14 protein-coding genes are annotated in these 19,599 nt (G+C 31.9%); 4 read left to right on the forward strand and 10 right to left on the reverse strand.

The window, feature by feature from the left end:
* The 7 genes from G0Q09_RS02255 to folE form a co-directional block, all read right to left on the reverse strand.
* The coding region (locus G0Q09_RS02255) for a TonB-dependent receptor (RefSeq protein WP_219033823.1) at window positions 1-2,231 on the reverse strand (2,231 nt) is incomplete at its 3' end.
* 6 nt (window positions 2,232-2,237) lie between these two features.
* On the reverse strand, window positions 2,238-3,095 hold the full coding sequence (locus tag G0Q09_RS02260; protein ID WP_185144215.1) for a GLPGLI family protein: 858 nt from the start codon (window positions 3,093-3,095) through the stop codon (window positions 2,238-2,240).
* 51 nt (window positions 3,096-3,146) lie between these two features.
* Complete coding sequence (locus G0Q09_RS02265) at window positions 3,147-3,356, reverse strand: hypothetical protein (RefSeq protein ID WP_219033824.1); 210 nt, start codon at window positions 3,354-3,356, stop codon at window positions 3,147-3,149.
* A 79-nt stretch (window positions 3,357-3,435) separates the two neighbouring features.
* On the reverse strand, window positions 3,436-4,461 hold the full coding sequence (locus tag G0Q09_RS02270; RefSeq protein WP_219033825.1) for an alpha/beta hydrolase: 1,026 nt from the start codon (window positions 4,459-4,461) through the stop codon (window positions 3,436-3,438).
* A gap of 111 nt (window positions 4,462-4,572) precedes the next feature.
* A complete protein-coding gene (locus tag G0Q09_RS02275) occupies window positions 4,573-6,501 on the reverse strand; it encodes a putative porin (RefSeq protein ID WP_219033826.1) in 1,929 nt (642 codons plus the stop codon).
* A 95-nt stretch (window positions 6,502-6,596) separates the two neighbouring features.
* Window positions 6,597-8,069: a cysteine--tRNA ligase gene (cysS, locus tag G0Q09_RS02280; protein ID WP_219033827.1), complete on the reverse strand. Its 1,473-nt coding sequence runs from the start codon at window positions 8,067-8,069 to the stop codon at window positions 6,597-6,599.
* A 17-nt stretch (window positions 8,070-8,086) separates the two neighbouring features.
* Window positions 8,087-8,764, reverse strand: a complete 678-nt coding sequence (gene folE / locus G0Q09_RS02285) for a GTP cyclohydrolase I FolE (RefSeq protein ID WP_219033828.1) — start codon at window positions 8,762-8,764, stop codon at window positions 8,087-8,089.
* Window positions 8,765-8,902: 138 nt separating this feature from the next.
* Between folE and hutH the strand changes: the two genes are divergently transcribed.
* Both hutH and hutU read left to right on the forward strand, forming a co-directional pair.
* Window positions 8,903-10,411: a histidine ammonia-lyase gene (gene hutH, locus G0Q09_RS02290; RefSeq protein WP_219033829.1), complete on the forward strand. Its 1,509-nt coding sequence runs from the start codon at window positions 8,903-8,905 to the stop codon at window positions 10,409-10,411.
* A 318-nt stretch (window positions 10,412-10,729) separates the two neighbouring features.
* Window positions 10,730-12,709 carry a urocanate hydratase gene (hutU, locus tag G0Q09_RS02295; RefSeq protein WP_219033830.1) on the forward strand — a complete coding sequence of 660 codons (1,980 nt, stop codon included), beginning with the start codon at window positions 10,730-10,732 and terminating at the stop codon, window positions 12,707-12,709.
* A 50-nt stretch (window positions 12,710-12,759) separates the two neighbouring features.
* Here the strand turns inward: hutU and G0Q09_RS02300 are convergent, their stop codons facing one another.
* Window positions 12,760-13,485, reverse strand: coding sequence for a hypothetical protein (locus tag G0Q09_RS02300; protein WP_219033831.1), 726 nt, complete (start codon window positions 13,483-13,485; stop codon window positions 12,760-12,762).
* Between the two features lie 242 nt (window positions 13,486-13,727).
* On the opposite strand from G0Q09_RS02300, the gene G0Q09_RS02305 reads away from it, so the two are divergent.
* Both G0Q09_RS02305 and G0Q09_RS02310 read left to right on the forward strand, forming a co-directional pair.
* Window positions 13,728-14,600 (forward strand): pirin family protein, encoded by an 873-nt coding sequence (locus G0Q09_RS02305; RefSeq protein ID WP_219033832.1) that lies wholly within the window; start codon window positions 13,728-13,730, stop codon window positions 14,598-14,600.
* Window positions 14,601-14,624: 24 nt separating this feature from the next.
* Complete coding sequence (locus tag G0Q09_RS02310) at window positions 14,625-14,906, forward strand: GNAT family N-acetyltransferase (protein WP_219033833.1); 282 nt, start codon at window positions 14,625-14,627, stop codon at window positions 14,904-14,906.
* 53 nt (window positions 14,907-14,959) lie between these two features.
* On the opposite strand, the gene ggt is transcribed toward G0Q09_RS02310, so the two are convergent.
* Both ggt and G0Q09_RS02320 read right to left on the reverse strand, forming a co-directional pair.
* Window positions 14,960-16,627: a gamma-glutamyltransferase gene (ggt, locus tag G0Q09_RS02315; RefSeq protein WP_219033834.1), complete on the reverse strand. Its 1,668-nt coding sequence runs from the start codon at window positions 16,625-16,627 to the stop codon at window positions 14,960-14,962.
* A 76-nt stretch (window positions 16,628-16,703) separates the two neighbouring features.
* The gene (locus tag G0Q09_RS02320) at window positions 16,704-19,505 is read right to left on the reverse strand and encodes a TonB-dependent receptor (RefSeq protein ID WP_125350495.1); all 2,802 of its coding nucleotides are present in this window, start codon (window positions 19,503-19,505) and stop codon (window positions 16,704-16,706) included.
* Window positions 19,506-19,599: the final 94 nt, after the last annotated feature.

Consider the following 19,599-nt stretch of genomic DNA (forward strand, 5'->3'; position numbering starts at 1 on the left):
GTAAATATATTTTGTCTATCAATTTTCTTATTATCATTAACAAACACTTGGAATGTGTTTTTATAATAAACTTGTAAATTTGACTTAAATCTTGATGTAAAATTAGTTTTTAGATTAAAATTAGTTGAATAAAGATTATTTAATTCATTATTAATTTTCTGAACATTTTCTGTATAATTAAGAATTCCATTCGCTTTAAAAGCTATGGGAATTTTATTAAAAATATAATCATAATTAATAAAAAGTAACAAATTATCTGTTTGTTCTGCCTTAAAAAACGCTTTGTAAATTAAATTATTTTGATAACGTATATCTTCAGCTATATCATTTTTATTTTGATCATAACTTACATTTACAAAAAATGTTCTTCCTTTACTTAGATTTAGTTTTAAATAATTTATCGACACACTGTTTGTTCTTTTTATAAATAGTTCGTCTATTGATGATTGGTCTAATATTGTTAAATAATCTACTCTTCTTTCGTAGGTATTTAGAAAATCTAAAGTTGGAATTCCGGCATCTAAATAGGAATACTTTAAGGTTAATTTTCCTCCTTTATTTAATGTATATGCAAGAGATACTACTGGAGAAATACTAAAATTTTGTTCTAATGATTTTTGATTAGAATTATAGTAATTAACAATTAAACTTGAAGATATTAAAAGATTTTTATTGTATAAATAACTAAACACACCTCCTATTACTGCATTAAACAATCTATTTTCTTCTTTATTTTTTTGATTTATTAAGGTTGATAAATTATAATTTTGTAATGATGTATTGGTATAATAATTATATGTAAATTTATTTTTTGAAGATTTTACTGAGTACCCGATTTTATAAAGATTAAATTTTGATTGGTTCGTATTAATTTCTTCTTGTTCTGTTATTAGATAATTTTTTGTTTGAGAATTAAAATCTAATGTCAATTCTCCCAATAAATTATCATTTAAAACATTAAACCAATTTAATTTCTGAATAAAATTTTGTTCTTTACTATTTTCAGAATATAAATTTTGATTAATATCAGAATCTATTGTGTTTTGAGTATAATCAAATTTTGAATCTAATACTACGTAATTATTTTTGTTAATTTTCCAATCCAAATTGAATACATTTTGAACAAAATAGGGTTTTTCATCAATTTGCTGAATTTCATTTAATTTGAAAATCCCATAATTTTTGTATGTATCTTGTCTTTTAATCGAAGTATTAAAATCAAATAAAGTATAATTTTTAATTAATAATTTGTCGTTAATTTTCTGATTATAATTTAGTGATGAAAAGAAGTTTTTACGATCATAAAAATTCCGTTGTTCTCTAAGAAAACTGGGAATATCCTTTTCATCTATTTTAGACACACCATTACCATTTCTTTTAATGGTTTGGTTCAACTCAAAATAATCTTCCATCGTCATAGCGACTTCTCCTATTGTATTGTAATGATTGATAAAAGCGATATTGCCTTTTTTATTGAAATTGAATAAGTTTATTCTATTATTTGTATTAAAATCATTACCTAACGCAAAAGAAGCGTTCCCAGATATTGTATTTTGATAATTTTCTTTTAGTTTAATATTTAATACTTTTTTTCCTCCAGAACTAAAGCTTTTTAATATATCATTAGGTTGGTAATTAGAAATCAAATCAATACCTTCTATCATTTCATCGGTAATATTCTTTGTTGCTAATTGATGTTTGTTTCCAAAAAATTCTGCACCATCAATCAAAATATTATCCATTTTTTTACCTTGATAATATACTACGCCATTTTCATCAATTTGCAATCCAGGCAACTTTTCTATTAAGTCGCCTAAAGTTCTTTCATTACCAGTTCTTATTGCTGCTAAATTATATTGTATAGTATCTTCTTTTACTTTACCAAAGCTTTTGTTGTTAATAATTACTTCTTCTAATTTAACAAGTTCTTCTGATAAAAATATTTCGATAGATTTACCTTCATTTAGTTCGATATTTTCTTGATATTGAGAATAATTAAGCACATTAACTTTTAGTGTATATACTCCTTTTTCTAAATTGATAAAATTAAAAAAACCTTGACTATTTGTTTTTTTAAAACCTTTAAACGTATCGTCTAAAAATAACTGAACCACTGCATTATGTAGTGGTTCGGAGTTATTATCTTTTACATAACCATTTATAGACAAATTTTGAGCAAATAGTAACGAACTGATGAAAAAAAAGAACTTAAAATAAACTATTTTTTTCATCTATTTTTATTCACTTTTAATAACGATTCTATTTGTTTTTACACCTGACGAATTTTCTATTTTTGATGAAATAGAAGACTGCTTCAGTTCTTCCATTTTCTTTGAATACTCTTGCGTCGTTAAGACATTAGAAAATGATGGAAGCTGTATTTCTTTTTCTGCTTTATTAATAGATTTTAAAGTAATGTATTTCTTATCTGTTTCTACTTCTACTATTAATCCTGGTAAACCATTAAAAATTTCAGGCCCATCTGTTATTGCTATCTCAGAAAGATACCATGCCGTAACTTGTCCTAATTTAGGGTCATCCAAAGTCGCTTTTTGGGCAGTATATCCTCCAACTGATTTTGTTTCATTGGTAATTTTCCATAAATTTTGCAAATCACTCTTTTGCATTACTGTAAGTTTTTCGCCTTTTATTTCAGTTGTTTTATAGATAGTTGATGTTTCCAAATTTTTATAAAATACATCACTTACAAATGAAATGGTCGTGTTTTTTACAATTCTTTTGTTTCCGTTCGTATTTTCTACTTGGTTATTGTTTTTATCATCTTCAGTTGCTAAAGTCTTATAAATAGATTCATTTCCATTTGTTTCCAAAACACTGTATCTTGGCTTAGACAGTCTATCTTTTATCATTTGCTGTGCATGCACTGGTAATTGTGCAACCTTGGCCTCATCTATTTTTACTGTTTCTACATATTCTATTGTATAAGAATTTTTGATAATCCCAATATTTTGTTTATCATTTTTCATTTTAATTTCATTAGTAGAAATACTATTTGAATTTAATTCATTTTCTGTTAAAGCTTTCTTATCTGAACATCCGTTCATTAACGTTAAAATAACTAATACTGTATACATTTTCATTGTTTTTTATTAAAGGCCCTTAAAACTATTAGTAGATTAAACTAATTAATCACAGTATATACCTGATTCAAAGTAGTATTCATATTCCCAACTACCATCAGAATAAAGAGTAAATGACTCTTCCTCATACTCATAGTAATAACAATCATCAATTAATGATGTAATTTCAGAATTATCATTTTTTAATTCTACCTCATTTGCCATTGCAAAAGTTCCAAAAAGTGCAAAAGCACTTGCTAATAAGATTTTTCTCATGCTTAAATTTTAAAATGTTAATAAATTAGTATTGATCAATATTCTAAAACTATAAATAAATAACCAAAAAAACAAATTATTATAGATTTAAGAATTTTTCTAACTCTTCTTTTGCTTGTAAACTTTCAGGAAAATTTTTCACATTTTGTTCAAAAAACTGTTTTGCTAAATCATTTTTCTTTTGTTTTACCAGATAATTTGCAACATTATTGATATACGTTTCTGTTGGTTGAAAAGAATAATTCAATTTTCTAGAAATCGTTTCAAAAGAATCCTTCACCAAATTTGGTTGATTCGGAATCTCTTTAATATTCACACGATAACCATCAAACTGCCAACGCAAATAATCAATCGAGCCAATCATCGGAACCGAACCATGTTCTTCGTCAATATATTGTTTGTAATGATAATTCAATGATTTATTCTTTGATGATTTCAAACGTTCGTCCACCTTTTTTATACTTTGATAATGGTCGCGTAAATGATCTGCATTTTGACTTTCACCAACTTGTGTTATCATCAAGAATCGATTCTCGAAAGAATGATTTTCTAAATTCTGATAAAGATTCAATAATTCTTTGTCATTAAACCAAATACTTGGATCATGCGCAACATATCCATTGAAAGTTTTGGGATGATTGTACAAGGTTTTCAACGCAAAATATCCGCCCAAAGAATGTCCAATTAACAAACGAAAATCATTCACACGATAATTTTTCTGCATAAAAGGGAACAATTCAGTTTGAATAAAATTGAGGAAATTAACATCGTTTACATGTGTAAAATCTTTTGTCCGATCACCATTTTTATTTGTAATTCCGACAATGATCGATTCGGGCATTTCTGGATAAAAACCAGATTGAAATTTAGAAACTACGCCTGTTAAAAACGTAAAATTAGATTCGGCATCTAACACATAAATCACAGGATAATTTACTTTTTCAAGTTTAGAATTATTATATGATTCGGGAAGATTCACCCAAATTTCTCGTTCAGTATTTAAGATTTTAGAATTTATTTTTTGGATTTCAGCAATTGATAATTTTTCTTGCGAAAAACCGATTTGAGAGAAAATCAAACAAAATAAAAGTAGGAATTTTTTCATGTATAAAATTTTTCTAAAAATAGTTATTTAGAATTATTCTACACAAATGATTTTAGACAGAAAAAACGACCTCATCATGAAATCGTTTTTCTATATAATATGTATTTTTTTTTAACTAAAAATATTCCATTTCAAGCCAAGTTGAAACTTGAAATCTCGGTACGGAACATTTGGCGCTGCAAAATAATCAGGTTGTTTTGTAAACGATGCATTGATATGCTCACCACGAATGTAAAAACGCATATTACGAACCTTGAAATTGATAAAAACATCCAAAATAGGATAACCTCCAATCTCTTGTATACTTGCTGGATCTTGCAATGCAAATTCGTTCAGAATCGGGATGTAACGCAGACCATTATATTTTGTAAAATATGTTGCATTAATACCAGCTTGCAGTTGAGCATTCTTGTTGAATAATTCTCCTTGCCAATACAATGTTTCACGAATCAAGAAATCTGGCAAAGGCATATACTCTTCGTTTTTCGTTACTTTTTGATATTGCGCTGTCGAAACTAAATTAATCTTTCCGAAACGTAAATGATTTTCACCTTTTATCTTGAAATAATTGATATTATCCGCCAATTGTTTATAAACCAACAATTCGTTTAAATATACTTTATTGTCAATATTATAAATTGAGGCTTCTAAGGTTGTATTAACTTTATCTAACTTTAACTTTGCAAAAATATTTTGAACATTTTCTGTTTCAAATTTATTAACGTAATTAAAATTATTAAAGAAACTTTGATTGTAAACTGCATTCAACGAAGGAAGTTTTGACTGAATAACCGCTCCAGCACTCAATGTATAACCTTCTATCGGCGTCACATCTAAAACCGCATCTACATTGTAAACACTTTTGTAATTATCAGATTGCAGATATTCAACATTTCCGTAAAGTTTCAATTTTTCATTCCAATCAAAATCCACTTTTCCAACAACTCCAAAAAGATTTTCCTCTATTTGCTTTGGAACTGCAACAATCGTCATGGCTTGATCAGCAAAAACGCGCAAATTCTGGAATTTAACACCAGCCTCTATCTTCACACGATCTGTCCACTGAAAACCAGCAGTTGTCGTATTGGATAAATCTGTAAAACTCTTTTTACTTCTATAATCCATTCCTGTAATAATCGGTGTAGAATATAAAGTTCCGTTTGGTGACGTATCCTCGTAGCGATATTTTTGTTTTTCATACGAAAATTTATTCTTCAATTCAATTGGATTATAAAAAGTCGAATCTTTTTCATTCATTTTTTTTAAGATTCCGTACGAAGCATTCAATTCAATTCGACGTGCATCAAATTCAGATTTTGCTGTCTGCGAATTCACGGGAATATTACGAACATTTGTCATTCTGCGATCATCTTGCAAAATAAAATCGTTGATATCTTCTATTCCACCGTTCTCATTATTTTTCAGATTTTGTGCTGCATAGTTCCACCACAATTTGAAACGTTCCGATTTTGTTTTATAATTTGATGAAAAAACAAAGGTATTATTCTGCGCTTTTTCATGACGATAACGACCTTCAGAAATTAATCCACGATAATGAAACGTATAATTGAATTGCTTGTTGAAATTATGCGAAAATGTTGAAGACAAAAAGTTACCTTCTTTAACACCATTCTCGTAAATAAACTCGGTATATGGCGTTTTGACATCATAATATTTGATATCATTTGCATAATAATAATTGTATTTTTTACCAGTTGGTAACATCGACGGATTGAATGGCGTATTTTGATACTCCAAATCCACCACTACACCACCAACATTCGGAAAAAATAATTTTCCGAACGCATCATTGCGAATAAAATTTTGATTATAATAGTTTTTGATACTTAATGTCGTATCCAAAACCTCTGGTTTTCTGCCATTTGTCCAAAACTTATAATCGTCTATTTTGGTTTTATAATATGTAACCGAATCATTTGTTGATGATCCTTTTAATGGTTTTAAAACTTTTATTGAATCCTCCTGAGCTTGCGCTACAACAGCTCCTAATAAAAATAAACCAATGATTGTTTTTTTCATCCTGTTGAATAAATCCTTACAAAAGTAATCTAAAATTGAGAGATACAAAAAAACCCACTTATTTCTAAGTGGGTTAAATATTTTATAAATCTTTCTTAAAAAGTGAAAGTTGTTCCGTCAGCGCCGTCTTTTAGTTGGATACCTAATGCACTTAATTCATCACGAATTTGATCTGATAATGCCCAATTTTTATCTACACGTGCCTGATTACGCATTTCGATTAGCATTTTTACAACACCATCTAATTTATCTGAACTTTCGTTTGCAGCTTCTGTATCCAAACCTAAAACATCATGAACAAAACCATTCATAATTGCTTTTAAACGTTCTAAATCTTCTGCTGTAATATTCTCGAAACTATCTTTGATTGAATTAATCATTTTCACTGCATCAAATAAATGTGCGATCAATATCGGCGTATTGAAATCATCATCCATTGCGGTATATAATTTCGTTTCTAATTCATCAATATTAACGGTAGATGTTTTCTTTGGCGTAATTGTTTCTAATGTTTTTAATGCTTCAACCAAACGATTATATCCCTTTTCGGAAGCTAACATTGCATCATTCGAAATATCTAAAACACTGCGATAATGCGCTTGTAAGAAACAAAAACGTACAACAGCTGGATGAAATGGTTTTTCGAAGAAATCATTTTCACCATTCACTAATTGCATAGGTAAAATGTAATTTCCAGTCGATTTACTCATACGCTGACCATTCATCGTCAACATATTCGCATGCATCCAATATTTTACTGGTTCGTGACCATTAGAACCTTTTGCTTGCGCAATTTCACATTCGTGGTGAGGGAATTTAAGATCCATTCCTCCTCCGTGAATATCAAAATAATCTCCAAGATATTTTGTGCTCATCACTGTACATTCTAAGTGCCAACCAGGGAAACCATCTCCCCAAGGAGAAGCCCAACGCATAATGTGAGCAGGCGAAGCGTTTTTCCAAAGTGCAAAATCCACTGGATTCTTTTTCTCTCCTTGCCCGTCTAAATCTCTTGTATTATTGATTAATTCTTCGATGTTACGGTTACTCAATTCACCATAATCAAGTCCTTTTTTGTTGTAAGCTTCCACATCAAAATAAACTGATCCGTTTACTTCATAAGCAAATCCTAAATCAATTAATTTTTCTGCTAAAGCAATTTGTTCTAAAATATGACCTGTCGCTGTAGGCTCGATTGTTGGAGGTAGTAAATTAAATTTTTCTAAAACTTTATGAAAATCAACTGTATACTTCTGTACGATTTCCATTGGTTCTAATTTCTCTAATTTAGATTGTTTTACAAAACGATCATTTTCTACATTTCCATCATCCGTTAAATGTCCAGCATCAGTAATATTACGAACGTAACGAACTTTGTAACCCAAAAATTTTAGGTAACGATAAATCATATCAAACGACATAAACGTACGTACATTTCCAAGATGCACATTACTGTAAACGGTAGGTCCACAAACATACATTCCAACATTATCTTGATTAATTGGTTCGAACGTTTCTTTCTGTCCCGTTAAGGAATTATGTAATTTTAATTGATTTTCTTTTACCATTTTATAGGATTTATAATTTAAACATTGAAAGGAGTTTTCATTCCGATGTACGAAATAAACTCTTTTCTTAATTGCTCACTTTCTTTAAAAGCTCCACCAAATTCAGCTGTTACAGTACTTGATTCGATATCTTTAATTCCGCGCGAATTTACACACAAATGTTTCGCATCAATAATACATGCAACATCATCAGTTCCCAAAGCTTCTTGCATTGCTTTCACAATTTGCATTGTCAAACGCTCTTGTACCTGCGGACGTTTTGCATAATATTCTACAATACGATTCATTTTAGACAAACCGATTACTTTCCCTTTCGAGATGTAACCAACATGTGCACGTCCAACGATTGGTAAAAAGTGATGCTCGCAAGTCGAATAAACCACGATATCCTTTTCAACCAACATTTGATTGTAGTTATATTTATTTTCGAAAGTTGACATTCCAGGCTTACGCTCTGGCAATAAACCACCAAAAATCTCTTTTACGAACATTTTCGCAACACGTTTTGGCGTTCCTTTCAAACTATCATCTGTTAAATCTAAGCCTAAAGTTTCCATGATGTTACGGAAATCCGCTTCTATCTTTTCCACTTTTTCTTCAGCAGACAACTCAAATGCATCAGCTCTCAAAGGCGTTTCTAAGTTTGCTGACATATGGTCGTCCCCCATTTCGTCATGAAGATGTTTATCACACATTACATAAAAATTTTAGCAAATTTATAAAAGATAGTGTTATAAAACCTTATCAAAACTCAATTATTCCAACTGAAATGATTTCTATTATTTATTGAACCGATGAAAAGATTATCTTTGAAGTATCACAAATTCGAAAAAATGATCAAGAAAACTTACGGCATCGATTTTCTTTCGTTCGAGGACTACAAAGGAATCAAAGAAGGAAACATCGAAATTGAACTTAATGAAGCAAGTAAACAACAAATCTTAAAATCTCAACAAAATGTTGCTAAAATAGTCGCTTCTGGGCAAACAGTGTATGGAATAAATACTGGTTTTGGTCCACTTTGCGATACTAAAATTTCGGAAGAAGAAACACGTCAACTTCAACACAATTTATTAATCAGTCATGCGGTTGGTGTTGGAAATCCAATCAAGAAAGAAATTTCTAAAACCATGTTAATTGCAAAAGCACATGCTTTATCAAAAGGATATTCTGGTGTGACTTTAGAAGTTGTGGAACGAATTTTATTAATGGTCGAAAAAGATATTATTCCTGTTGTTCCAGAAAAAGGATCTGTTGGAGCATCTGGAGATTTAGCGCCTTTATCACATTTATTTTTACCATTAATTGGTGAAGGAAAAGTTTGGGATGGCGATACAATTATTTCGACAAAAGAAGCATTAGCTAAACACAACTTACAACCTTTACATCTTTCTGCGAAAGAAGGTTTAGGATTAATCAACGGAACACAATTCATTTTATCTCATGCTTTAAATGGTTTAGAAAAATTTGAATATTTATTGAATTTAGCTGACGTTGCAGGCGCTTTATCATTAGAAGCTTACGAAGGTTCTCCTCGTCCATTCGAAGAAGAATTGCACCAAGTTCGTCCATTCAAAGGAACATTATTGGTTGCAGAACGCATGCGAAATTTATTGAAAGGCTCTGAAATTGCTTTCTCTCATGCAGAATGTGGTCGTGTACAAGATCCATATTCATTGCGTTGTATGCCTCAAGTTCATGGTGCATCACGAAATGCATTTTTTCATTTACAAGAATTAGCTGAAATCGAATTAAATTCTGTTACCGATAATCCAATCGTTGTTTCGGACGAAGAAGCCATTTCTGGCGGAAACTTCCACGGACAACCATTAGCTATGGTATTAGATTACGCTACAATTGCTGCATCTGAATTAGGAAATATTTCGGATCGTCGTCAATATTTATTAATCGAAGGAAAATATGGTTTACCAAAATTATTAACAGAAAGTTCTGGTTTAAATTCTGGTTTCATGATTCCTCAATATACATCTGCTGCGCTTTGTACAGAAAACAAAACATTGTGTTTCCCTGCATCGGCAGATAGTATTCCGACTTCTTTGGGACAAGAAGATCATGTTTCGATGGGAAGTATTTCTGGACGAAAATTCAACCAAGTTTTAGACAATGTAGAACGTATTTTAGCAATCGAATTAATGTACGCTTGTCAAGGTTTAGAATTTAGAAGACCACGTAAAACAAGTGCATTCTTAGAAGAAGTTTTCGCAAAAGTTCGTTCGGTATGTCCTAAATTAGAAGACGATCGTTTGATTGGAGATGACATCAACAATATTATTGATTTGTTGCAAACAGATGATTTCAAAAAATTAATATTAAGTTTTTAAATTATCCTTTTCATCCAGAATTTGTCGAAGGATAAACTATTAATAATATAGAAAACTACTATATATAGAAGACTCTTCGACAGGCTCAGAATGACAATTACAACAACGACAATCAAGTAAATATCATTCCAAATAAATGGAGGAATTTAAAAAAATATAATGTGTTCCTGAAACAAGTTCAGGATGACTCACAAAATTATCAAGCTGAATTCATTACAGCTTCACATAACTTTTAGAGATTCCTCGACAAGTTCAGAATAACAACAAAAAATCGTAAAACTTATAACGTTTCACGCAAAACATAAAAACACAAAAAAAATGACTTTTCAAGAACAAATAAAACAAGGTATTCCTTCTATTTTACCTCAAAAAAAAGAGAGAGATCCTAATATAAGTCACGCACCAAAGCGTAAAGAAATATTATCGGAAGACGAAAAAAAATTAGCACTAAAAAATGCATTGCGTTATTTCGAACCAAAAGATCATGCTGAATTAATTCCAGAATTTAAACAAGAATTAGAAGATTTCGGACGAATCTATATGTATCGTTTGATGCCTGATTATAAAATTTTCGCTCGACCAATTACAGATTACCCAGGAAATTCGGAACAAGCAAAAGCAATTCAGTTAATGATTCAAAATAACTTGGATCACGCAGTTGCACAACATCCAGAAGAATTGATTACCTATGGTGGAAATGGTGCAGTTTTCCAGAACTGGGCACAATATTTATTAACAATGAAATATTTGTCTGAAATGACAGACGAACAAACATTGGTGATGTATTCTGGTCATCCGATGGGATTATTTCCTTCGCACAAAAATGCTCCTCGCGTTGTGGTAACGAATGGAATGGTTATTCCGAATTATTCGAAACCAGATGATTGGGAAAAAATGAATGCGTTAGGTGTTTCTCAATATGGACAAATGACAGCAGGAAGTTACATGTATATTGGTCCGCAAGGGATTGTACATGGAACAACGATTACTGTTTTGAATGGTTGTCGCAAAATCGATAATAAAGGAACTGCTGGGAAATTATTTGTAACAGCTGGTTTAGGCGGAATGTCAGGTGCGCAACCAAAAGCGGGAAATATAGCAGGTGTTGTTTCTGTTACTGCCGAAGTGAATCCTGCTGCGACATACAAACGTCATGAACAAGGTTGGGTAGACGAAGTAATTACAGATTTAGATAAATTGGTTGCTCGTGTTCGCGAAGCCAAAGAAAATAAAGAAGTTGTTTCCATTGCTTATGATGGAAATGTAGTGGATGTTTGGGAAAAATTTGACCAAGAAAATCTGTATATCGACTTAGGTTCAGATCAAACCTCTTTGCATAATCCATGGGCTGGCGGTTATTATCCTGTTGGATTATCATTTGATGAAGCCAACGATATGATGGCAAACAATCCTGAATTATTCAAAGAAAAAGTTCAAGAATCGCTGCGTCGTCATGCAGATTCTGTAAATAAACACACAGCAAAAGGAACGTATTTCTTCGATTATGGAAATGCCTTTTTATTAGAAGCTTCTCGAGCTGGTGCAGATGTAATGGCAGAAAACGAAATTGATTTCAAATATCCATCTTATGTACAAGATATTATGGGACCAATGTGTTTCGATTTTGGATTTGGACCTTTCCGTTGGGTTTGTACTTCAGGAAAACCAGAAGATTTACAAACAACAGATGAAATTGCTTGTCAAGTTTTAGAAGAAATCATGCAACATTCTCCAAAGGAAATTCAGCAACAAATGCAAGATAATATCACATGGATAAAAGGTGCACAAGAAAACAAATTAGTTGTAGGTTCGCAAGCTCGTATTTTATATGCAGATGCAGAAGGACGAATTAAAATTGCGAAAGCGTTTAACGATGCAATTGCGAAAGGTGAAATCGGACCAGTTGTTTTAGGTCGTGATCATCATGATGTTTCTGGAACAGATTCTCCATTCCGCGAAACTTCTAATATTTACGATGGTTCAAAATTCACAGCAGATATGGCGATTCACAATGTTATTGGAGATAGTTTCCGTGGCGCAACTTGGGTTTCTATTCACAACGGTGGCGGCGTTGGTTGGGGAGAAGTTATTAACGGTGGATTCGGAATGTTATTAGATGGATCTTCCGATGCTGAAAATCGTTTAAAATCAATGTTACATTGGGATGTGAACAACGGAATTGCTCGTAGATCTTGGGCAAGAAACGAAGAAGCTATTTTTGCTATAAAACGTGCAATGGAAGATGAACCTTTGTTAAAGGTTACATTACCAAATATAGTGGATGAAGAATTATTGTAAATAATATATCAAATTAAAAAAGCATCTCAATTGAGATGCTTTTTTAATTATTATTTCTCTACTTCATTATTTTGACTCATCTGATTAATTTTATCAATTTTCTCTTGAAGTTCTTTTGGAGTAAGTACTTTTTTAGGAATTAATTTAATAAAATCTGTAGACTTTTTCTCTTGACTAATCTCTTTCAAAAAATATCTTTTTTCCATCTTTCCACCACCCTCTTCAACTTTTTTAAACTTCTTAAATAATTCTACTACAACAAAGTTTTTGAACTGAAAATAATAAGGGCTTACCGTAATTCCATTCATTTTTGCTAACCAGATTTCGTAGTAAAACTCATCATTTTCGAAGATAAATTTCTTAGCTTGTAAACCTAAAATTTCTTTCATTTCCTTTGTAGGTTTCAAACCTTCTATCTTAATAGAATCCACCACATACGTATCACCATATTCAGCAAACTCATATGATTTATTATGTTCAAAATCGTTTAGTAACCAATTTGGTTCTGGATAAATTCGAACCGCATCATTCTGAGAGTTCTTTACTTTCTCTATTAATTTGACAAAAGAATAATTTTTAGAAGCTAACACTTCAAACTCATAAGATTCATTAAACGCGTTTACTATTTCTGGCAAAAAGTCTTTTGGTGTATTTTTCTTCATTTCATCATTGAAAATTGTTTCTTGGTGGATATCATACAAAAAACGATACGTATTTTCTTGTCCAAATAAATAAAAACTAATTCCAAAAAGAATGATGAATAAATGTTTTCTCATATTACTATTAATTTCCAAACAATTATATAAATAATAAGTATTTAACTCTTATAACAAAATCACAACTATGTATTAAAGTTTTAAATATAAATTTAACATTCAATCAATAATAAAAATTTACAAAAACATTATTAATCTATGTTAATTAATACGTTACCAACTTCTTAACCTACATCAATATAATCAACTATTTAGCTTCGTAAATTTGTATAACAAAAATAAAAACATATAAAAAAATCATTATGAATACAAAAAAAATAGAAGCAGTAATTGCGCCAAGAGAGCCACATTTTGTAGGAGACGGTTTTAGAGTTCATAACTTCATTCCAAGTGGATATCATTTAGATATGAGAAGAATGGATCCATTTATTATGTTAGATTACAATTCTAAATTCAATTTTCCAGCAACAGACAAACCAAAAGGTGTTGGCGTGCATCCACACCGTGGTTTCGAAACGGTTACTATTGCTTATCAAGGTAGCGTTTCTCATCATGACAGTGCTGGTGGAGGTGGAACAATTCACCAAGGAGATGTACAATGGATGACCGCAGCTTCTGGTGTTTTACACAAAGAATATCATGCAGAAGAATTTTACAAACAAGGTGGAATTTTTCAAATGGTTCAATTATGGGTAAACCTTCCTGCAAAGGATAAAATGAGCACTCCAAAATATCAGGCGATAACACACAAAGAGATTCCAACTGTTGAAGTAGAAAATGGATTTGTAGAAGTTATTGCTGGTGAATATAAACAAACAAAAGGTGCTGCATCTACCTTTTCACCTGTTAATATGTTGAATGCAAAATTGAATGAAGGTGGAAAAGCGAATTTTAGTTTTCCTGCAAATTACAATACCGTTTTATTGGTTATTGAAGGTGAGGTGAAAGTGAATGAACAAGAAACTGTTCCAACAGATCATTTATTATTGTTTACTAACGAAGGAGAAGATTTTACAATCGAAGCAACTGAAAATAGCATTGTACTAATTTTGAGTGGAGAACCTCTAAATGAACCAATCGCATCATACGGACCGTTTGTAATGAATACACAAGATCAAATTCGTGAGGCATTTGACGATTACAATAACGGAAAATTTGGTACATTAGAAAATTAAATATTCAACTTAAAAATATATTCGATGGAAATTAAACAAATTGATGATAAGAAAAATGGTGCTTTTGTCGTTTTAGATGGCGATAAAAAAGCTGGAGAAATGGCTTACGTTTGGGCTGGTAATGATAAAATCATTATCGATCATACAGAAGTTGACGAAACTTATGGCGGACAAGGTTTAGGAAAAAAAGCTTTATTAGCATTGGTTGAATGGACAAGAAATAATAATATAAAAGTAATTCCTTTATGTCCTTTCGCAAAAGCGCAGTTTGATAAAAATCCAGAAATTAAAGACGTTTTATCATAAAGTTTTCTCTTAAAAATACAAAAGGAACTCGAATCGAGTTCCTTTTGTATTTCTTAATATCCCACTGCTTTGTCATCTCCTCTTGGATCTGCACCAGCTTGATATGTTCCGTTAGTGTTGACCAAAATTCCTTCCACACGCCCGTAAGGTTTACGTTCTTTCAATGTATAACCTTTTTGTTTTAACGATTCACGAACGTTTTCTGAAATTGCATTTGGCTCATAATCGATTTGGTCTGGCAACCATTGATGATGAAATCTTGGTGCTGCAACAGCTTCTTGCATCGTCATTCCGAAATCAACAACATTCAAGATGGCTTGAAAAACTGACGTTATAATTGTAGAGCCACCTGGCGTTCCCACAACCATAAACAATTTACCATCTTTCTCTAAAATAGAAGGCGTCATCGAACTTAACATTCTTTTCGAAGGTTCAATCGCATTAGCTTTTCCTCCAACTAAACCATATAAATTTGGTGTACCTGGTTTTACAGAAAAATCATCCATTTCATCATTCAACAAAAATCCTGCACCTTCTACTACAACCAAAGATCCATAGGAATTATTCAAAGTAGTCGTTACAGAAGCCGCATTTCCATCTTTGTCAACAATTACATAATGCGTTGTTTCCATTGACTCTTTACCAATTATTTCTCCCGCTTTAATTGCTGAACTTGGTGTTGCTTTATCAAACGAAAAATCTTTCATTCGATTTACATTATAACTTTTATCCAACAATTGTTTTTGCGGAACTTTTATAAAATCTGGATCACCTAAATGCTCTGCGCGATCAGCATAAACGCGACGCTCTGCTTCTACCATCACTTGAATTGTAGAATCTGCTTGAAATCCCCATTTGTTGATTGGATAATCTTCGATTGATTGAAATAACGAAACCAATGCAATTCCTCCACTTGAAGGCGGCGGCATCGAAATCACTTTAAGACCTTTATAATTTCCAGAAACTGGCGTTCTCCAAACCGATTGATATTCTTTTAAATCTTCGTGCGAAATAATTCCGTTTCCGCGTTTCATTTCTTTCACTATTAAATCAGCCGTTTTTCCTTCATAAAAACCAGCACGACCTTTTTGTTGAATTAATTTTAATGTATTTGCTAAATCTTTTTGAACCAACAAATCTCCTTCTTTCCAAGATGATTTAGACGTTAAAGCATTCGTTTTTGAATTATATTTTACAAAATCATTATGCTTATTTGTCAGTTCGCTCGCTTGTTGTTTTGTTATTTTAAATCCTTTTTGAGCTAAATTAATAGCTGGCTGAACTAATTCTTTCCAATTTAATTTCCCATATTTTTCATGCGCTTTCACCATTCCATCGACTGTTCCGGGTACTCCTGCAGCAAATTGTCCATACAAACTAAGATCAGTAATTGCATTTCCATTTTTGTCCCAATACATATCTTCACTCGCTTTCAAAGGTGCTTTTTCACGATAATCTAACGCATCGGTCTTTCCTTTTGAATCACGATAAACCAAAAATCCACCGCCACCAATATTTCCTGCATTTGGATAAACAACCGCCAACGCAAACTGAACTGCAATAGAAGCGTCAATCGCATTTCCACCTTTTTTTAGAATTTCAACTCCAACTTTTGAAGCTTCGGGATGAGCTGTTACAACAGCTCCATTTTTGTAAGATTCTTGCGCATTCAACTGAATAATCGCGAAGAATGAAACTATAATAAATGATATTTTTTTCATAAAATCGATTTAAACAAAAATACCAAACCTTCATCAATTACGACAAAGATTTGGTAAAACATATAAACTATTTAAATTATAAACTTAATGATAAACGAGCGAAAGCAAAGCGTCCTCCAGTTCCGAATTGTTGTCCAGTACGTGAATACACAAAATATCCTGCTCCTCTATTTCCTCCAATTTTCGTTTCATCAGGATAGATATCAAACAAATTATTTGCTCCTATTGTTAACGAAATATTTTTGTTGAAAGCATAACCAAAACTCAAATCTGTTACAACTTTTCCGCTAAATGTTTGCGAATCGGCCACCGTATTTGTCGCTGCATCAACTTCTCCAAAATACACGTTTCTTAAGTAAACATTCCATTTATCCAATGAATAATTCATGGATAAATTAATTTTTGTACGAGGTATAGCCGATTCTAAATAAATACGACTTGAACGATCAAAATAAGTAGACTCTTTTCCTTTCAATAAATCGGAAGCATGTACATCACCCACAACATTTGTCTTGCTAAAAGTCGCCGATAAATCTCCACGTAATTTTCCTGCTCCCAAACGATCTTGATACGTCAAAACAACATCTATTCCTTTCGTTTCGGTATCAATTGCATTTGCGAAGAAACGAGCTGAAGTTGCATTTGCTTGTTGCAATAATTCGTAAATCTCTTTATCTTGTGCTGATGCATTTGCTGCATTACTTCCTGTGAAAGATCCTGTGTAAATGATTCGGTCATCAATTCTAATGAAATATCCGTCAACACTCAATTTGAATTTTCCCCAATTTGCCGTAGCTCCAGCCGAAACTGATTTCGATTTTTCTTCGTTCAATTGTGGAATTCCTAATAATTTTGCAGCACGACTATCATTTGTAAAAGTTCCTGAATTAGAAATTGCTCCATCTAAGAATAAACTTGATGTTGCACTAAAATATAATTGATGTAAAGATGGCGCTCTAAATCCTGTACTTGCTGCGGCTCTCAACACATAGTTTCCTAATTTGTATCGAGTCGAAATTTTTCCATTTAATGTTGAACCAAAATCTGAATAATCTTCATAACGTAACGCAGCAGCCACTAAGAAATCTTTCGTAAAATTAAATTCAGTATCTAAATACGCCGCAACAGAATGACGATTTGCATTGACTTCATTCGCTGGTAAAAATCCTGGAAAAGCTTGCGCTCCACCTGCTAAAGCAGTACCATTTACAGCGAATAATGTATTGATATTTCCATTAAAATCTTGTACATAAATTGGCTTTCCATTTCCGTCTACACCAATTTGACGAACTTTACCATAATTCGCATAAGATGACTCTTCACCTCCTACAATTTGATAATTTTCATAACGAAATTCTGCACCAAAAGCGACATTAATTCCAGCTAAAACATCATCAAAAAAACGCGTAAAATCCAGGTTGGTTGTATTCTGCGTAAAACGATATCCACCAGCTTCAAAAGATGTTGGTGAAGATTCTTTCATCGATGCGTTAACTGTATTTTTTACTCCAAAATCGATGGTATTATTTCCGTATGTGTTCGAAAAATCAACTTTCCAACCGTTAATTTCACTACGAATTCCCGCTGCTAAAGAGCGATCGTAATTATTGGTTTGAATCAATGGTAAAAATCCATTTGGATAAATTGACGCAACAGTTTGATGCAACTGAGCAGGCTGACGACGAAAGGCTGCTGATTCTCCTAAACGATAATTTAATCCTCCAAATGCATAAATTTCGGTTTTATCTGAAACTGGGAAAAGTGAATTAATAAAAATCGCACCTCCTTCATTTTTTGATTGTCCAATACGCGAAACATAATCAGCACGCGTTTCTCCACGGCGGGCTAATTCCTCCTCTGTAATATCTTTTCCAGTTGGATTTGGATATAAATCTGGTCGATTATAATCTGAAAAAATTGTTCCTGTAAATTCTTTTTGACGATTGAATGGTTGACGCTTGTCGTAAGAACCTGCAACATTTACAAATCCTCCTTTTTCTCCAACTTTTACACCATAATTCACATTCGCTTGAAAAGTTTCGCCATCAAAATTATCTTCTGCATTTTTCGAAAGATTTCCTCCATACGAAATTGACGCGCGTAGTTTATCTGTCGAATCTTCCAAGACAATATTAATCACACCTGCAATCGCATCAGAACCATATTGAGCCGCGGCTCCATCTCGAAGAATTTCAATTCGTTTAATTGCAGAAGTTGGTATTGCATTCAAATCTGTACCGACAGAACCTTTACCAAACGAACCATTAATATTAACCAATGATGTTGTATGACGACGTTTTCCGTTAATCAAAACTAATACTTGATCTGGTCCTAAACCGCGCAAAGAAGCAGGATCTATATGATCTGTTCCATCAGAAATAACTTGCGTATTCGAACTAAAAGATGGTGCAACATAATTTAAGATTTGATTCAACGAAACTTGTCCTACATCTTTTGTAACCTCTTTAATATCTATCACATCAACTGGCGTTGAAGAATCTAATTGTGTACGTCCCACTGCGCGCGAACCAATTAAAACAACTTCGCTAAGATCAGTCTCCGAATTGATTGATTGTAAAAAGAAATCTAAAGAAACTTCATTTTCATCAAGCACATTAATTGTTTGCGTCGTTGTTGGCTCACCTATTTTTGAAACAATAATTTCATACTTCCCTGGTTCTAACGTTAGTTGATATAAACCATCTGCATCTGTTGTTGTCGTGATATTCGTTCCTTTTACATTAACCGTTGCTTGATCGATTGGTCCATTTACATCTTCAACCGTACCTGTAACTTTGGTTTGAGCAAATAAAAATGTTCCACCAAAAAGAGCAGTGAGAAAAAATATTTTTTTGAGTGAGTATAATTTCTTGTTCATATTTACAATTTTAAAGTCTAGCAAATTTATAGACTTTATAGAATATAAAACAAGTCGTTTTTAAATAAAATAAAAGAAAACTTTAAATTAATGT

It is taken from the genome of Empedobacter falsenii (assembly GCF_019308355.1).
In the GTDB taxonomy this organism is placed as follows: Bacteria; Bacteroidota; Bacteroidia; order Flavobacteriales; family Weeksellaceae; genus Empedobacter; species Empedobacter falsenii_B.

What these genes read in the sequence shown, in the direction of transcription:
- G0Q09_RS02265 (WP_219033824.1), bottom strand. Translation starts at nt 3,356, where the DNA reads ATGAGAAAAATCTTATTAGCAAGTGCTTTTGCACTTTTTGGAACTTTT.
- hutU (WP_219033830.1), top strand. Translation starts at nt 10,730, where the DNA reads ATGACTTTTCAAGAACAAATAAAACAAGGTATTCCTTCTATTTTACCT.
- G0Q09_RS02300 (WP_219033831.1), bottom strand. Translation starts at nt 13,485, where the DNA reads ATGAGAAAACATTTATTCATCATTCTTTTTGGAATTAGTTTTTATTTA.
- G0Q09_RS02275 (WP_219033826.1), bottom strand. Translation starts at nt 6,501, where the DNA reads ATGAAAAAAACAATCATTGGTTTATTTTTATTAGGAGCTGTTGTAGCG.
- G0Q09_RS02305 (WP_219033832.1), top strand. Translation starts at nt 13,728, where the DNA reads ATGAATACAAAAAAAATAGAAGCAGTAATTGCGCCAAGAGAGCCACAT.
- G0Q09_RS02260 (WP_185144215.1), bottom strand. Translation starts at nt 3,095, where the DNA reads ATGTATACAGTATTAGTTATTTTAACGTTAATGAACGGATGTTCAGAT.
- ggt (WP_219033834.1), bottom strand. Translation starts at nt 16,627, where the DNA reads ATGAAAAAAATATCATTTATTATAGTTTCATTCTTCGCGATTATTCAG.
- folE (WP_219033828.1), bottom strand. Translation starts at nt 8,764, where the DNA reads ATGTGTGATAAACATCTTCATGACGAAATGGGGGACGACCATATGTCA.
- G0Q09_RS02320 (WP_125350495.1), bottom strand. Translation starts at nt 19,505, where the DNA reads ATGAACAAGAAATTATACTCACTCAAAAAAATATTTTTTCTCACTGCT.
- cysS (WP_219033827.1), bottom strand. Translation starts at nt 8,069, where the DNA reads ATGGTAAAAGAAAATCAATTAAAATTACATAATTCCTTAACGGGACAG.
- G0Q09_RS02270 (WP_219033825.1), bottom strand. Translation starts at nt 4,461, where the DNA reads ATGAAAAAATTCCTACTTTTATTTTGTTTGATTTTCTCTCAAATCGGT.
- G0Q09_RS02310 (WP_219033833.1), top strand. Translation starts at nt 14,625, where the DNA reads ATGGAAATTAAACAAATTGATGATAAGAAAAATGGTGCTTTTGTCGTT.
- hutH (WP_219033829.1), top strand. Translation starts at nt 8,903, where the DNA reads ATGATCAAGAAAACTTACGGCATCGATTTTCTTTCGTTCGAGGACTAC.